Consider the following 3,078-nt stretch of genomic DNA (forward strand, 5'->3'; position numbering starts at 1 on the left):
AGACTGTACTTTAAATATGTACTAAATTGTGTGTGGGAAAGGAAGCACATTTTATTTAAAGTTTTTACTTTAAACCCCTTAATTAGTTGGTAGTCTTCTTCATTCAGACAGAAAGGAAATTTAAAGTGTGCACTTATTTTCAACTCAGACTCTTTACTACACACACTCCTATACACATAAAACATCTATAAATTTCGTAACATTACAGAAACAACAAGAAACATTACCGAAACAATAATAACATTAAGCAATATTTTTGTAACACAAATGTAACACAATGCATTTAATCGTACAATACTTTTTTAGCTAATTATCAACAAAGTTCTGTTTATATCGTTCAAATTTAATAATGTTCCCATAAAGTATTACATATTGCTTGTGAAATGATTTTTCAAAATATAACGAATCATACCATGACGGAGGAATATTAATTCAATTTAAAAATAAATGGATTGATATCTTTCTAGCTTTTGTATCCCAATCATGTTGTAGAGCGGATTATGGTTTTCCAATTAATGTAGGTGACCATGCACAAGCTAAGCCTTCTAAATAATTACTGTACCTAAAAAAAACAAGTAATTATACTTGTTTTTTTAGTTTACTTTCCAATATCGAAACAGTTTTATGTGATTTCTTTTCCTGTCTACATTGGATGCATATCTTACTAAAGATAGCTTCTATTTTTTTATGATTCTAGTGAAGTAATTAATTGCTGACGTTCTTTATCTCTATAAATTTTCATTTCATGTTTAAACTCGTAATTTCCTACTTCAAATCTAGCCCATTCCTTACTTGTCCAATATACTACATTTACATTTTCTCTTAAGATTGCAGAACACACATCCACTAATTCATCTTCGTAAAATGGAGCCTCTTTTGCTAATTCAAAAGCAAGCACTTTTGGATCCTTAGTTTTAATTTGAAGTTCCCTAGAGGTTTGCCCTAAATACTGCCATGGTGATGGTATTGATTGAACTTGGGCATTTCCCCTATCTTGAAACTGTGATGGAGAATCATTTGTTGAAGCAAATGTAGGTTTACTTACTCCTATTGCTGTTCCTAAAAAAATAGAACCAATAATAAGTTTTTTAATCATTTTTTCAGCTCCTTTAATAATTTTGGATATGCTTCATTTTTATACCACGTTCATGGTCATGTAAATGAAGAAAATTTGACATAATTATACATTTTTCTCGAAAAACGCATATTAATTACGTATCTTAAATTTACCAAAAACAAAATTATTGGTTTAATGAAACTTTTTTGTCATAAGTATACACTTTTTGTATAAAAATTAGTTTTTAAAATATTTGCATACTTATTGATAAAGCTTCCTGCTATCCGTTATTCGAAGCCAGTTTATCTCCACCTACTCACTTCGCATTCCTTGAAGAAGGAATCCTCTTGACTAAAATGATAAAAAAAGTTGGGGATTCCCCCAACTTTTTAATACGTCTATTGTCTGATTAAACCTGTAGATGTAACCCGATATGTTCTTTTCTTTCCGATATATTCCTGTTTTCCATTCTCAAGGTTAGTTAAAGTCGCTCGTGTTTTTTCCTTCGCCACTTCCCCTTCTATATGAGTAAATTCTATATAATCTCCCTCTTTTACAGGTACTGTTTGGGTTTCAGCATTTTGTTGTCTATTTCCCATAATTTCCTTATTGTACATAACGCTACCAGATGAATTATGGACTTTAATACTTGCATATGTGCTATTGAAATAAGAATGCGGCACACCAGCTTCTAATTTGATTTTCAGCTCTTCTGCTGTTTTATTATAATCTACTTTTGCAATTTCTCGATCACTATATCCTTTTAGGGACCATGCAAATTGGTTCCCTACTAAAATATCAGAATTTCCATTTGTAATTTCTACTTTTTTCTCTACAGTTCGATCAAATATGTCTGTTAATGTAATTTTAGCAAAAGCCGTTTGAGGCAATTGCATAGTTTGACTTACCTCAGTTTTGTAAGACTTAATATTATCGATTACTTTCAAAGGTTGTCCCATTAACTTTTCATTGTCATAGATTTCAATTTTCCCTTTAAACTGTGGAGTACTTTGTTCTTTCAATTTCCATGAAACATTTAATTTTCCATCTTCAAAGCGAGTATTTTGAATATCAAAATCTAAATTTCCCATTTCTGGTTGACTAGGCTGATTTATATTAAAGGTTTTTCCAGTACCAATAGTTGATTGAGTATTTCCTCCTGCCCTAACCCATAGATATTCTGAAGTTGCTCCTCCATCGTATTGATAGGACGTATCATGTTGCCCAGAGATACGCTGATTATTCCAAGAATTCCATTGTTTATCTGAAACTTTTCTGCTGTATCCATTTTTAAGACGTGCTTCTCTTACATCTTGTCCATTACCAGCCCAGTCCTCTTGAAACATCGATAAACCATAGTTAAATGCCACATTTGCAACTGGATGATCCATAATAGCAACTAACTTCCATTGATTTAATTTATTATCTTTTATCCACTGGCCAAACTTTGTATGGCCATCTTCTTGCCAAGAACGTAGAGTCATTCGATACCATTCACTATCTTTCCAATTATAAGTTGTTTGTACCTTTAGACCTGTTCCTTCTCCACCAAATCTACTGGCTTCTGAAGTCGGCGATAAATATTCAGCTTTTATTGCTTGGTTTGATGCTATTGGATCCCAAAGCGCAAAGTGAAGGGTACGTTTACCGAATTGATCAAAACCACTTTGTTGTTGGAAGCCCGCATAACCACCACCTTCTCCTCCCTGATTCCAGTTATGCACAGCCCAATATGTATAAGGTGCCGTTTGGACTGGTGACCAGTCTATGCTAATAATATCTGAAGCAGCAGTATTCTGTGGTGTTACATAAACTGATGGGGCATGAGATCGGGTTGCTGCCTCTGTACTAGAAATTGGTGCTCCATACATTGACAACATGGTACAAGCCGTTGAAACCATAACAATTTCTTTTATTTTTCCCCTTGTTTTTACTTTAAACATAACTTCCTATCTCCTTTTAAATTATTTTAGTTACATTGAATAATAACCCTATATATCCCTTTAAACAAATTACGTAAT

2 protein-coding genes and 1 pseudogene are annotated in these 3,078 nt (G+C 32.7%); 1 reads left to right on the forward strand and 2 read right to left on the reverse strand.

The features are described 5' to 3' along the window. Window positions 1-397 precede the first annotated feature (397 nt). Window positions 398-553: pseudogene (locus tag ACQGS6_RS25540) on the forward strand (DUF2278 family protein); the annotation flags it as partial. A 132-nt stretch (window positions 554-685) separates the two neighbouring features. Here the strand turns inward: ACQGS6_RS25540 and ACQGS6_RS25545 are convergent. Both ACQGS6_RS25545 and ACQGS6_RS25550 read right to left on the reverse strand, forming a co-directional pair. Next, window positions 686-1,096 carry a hypothetical protein gene (locus ACQGS6_RS25545; protein WP_000592185.1) on the reverse strand — a complete coding sequence of 137 codons (411 nt, stop codon included), beginning with the start codon at window positions 1,094-1,096 and terminating at the stop codon, window positions 686-688. 359 nt (window positions 1,097-1,455) lie between these two features. Further along, window positions 1,456-3,000, reverse strand: a complete 1,545-nt coding sequence (locus ACQGS6_RS25550; protein ID WP_076775132.1) for a DUF3472 domain-containing protein — start codon at window positions 2,998-3,000, stop codon at window positions 1,456-1,458. Between the last annotated feature and the right edge of the window lie 78 nt (window positions 3,001-3,078).

The organism is Bacillus sp. GMs2/2, from assembly GCF_050172095.1.
Lineage (GTDB): Bacteria > Bacillota > Bacilli > Bacillales > Bacillaceae_G > Bacillus_A > Bacillus_A cereus.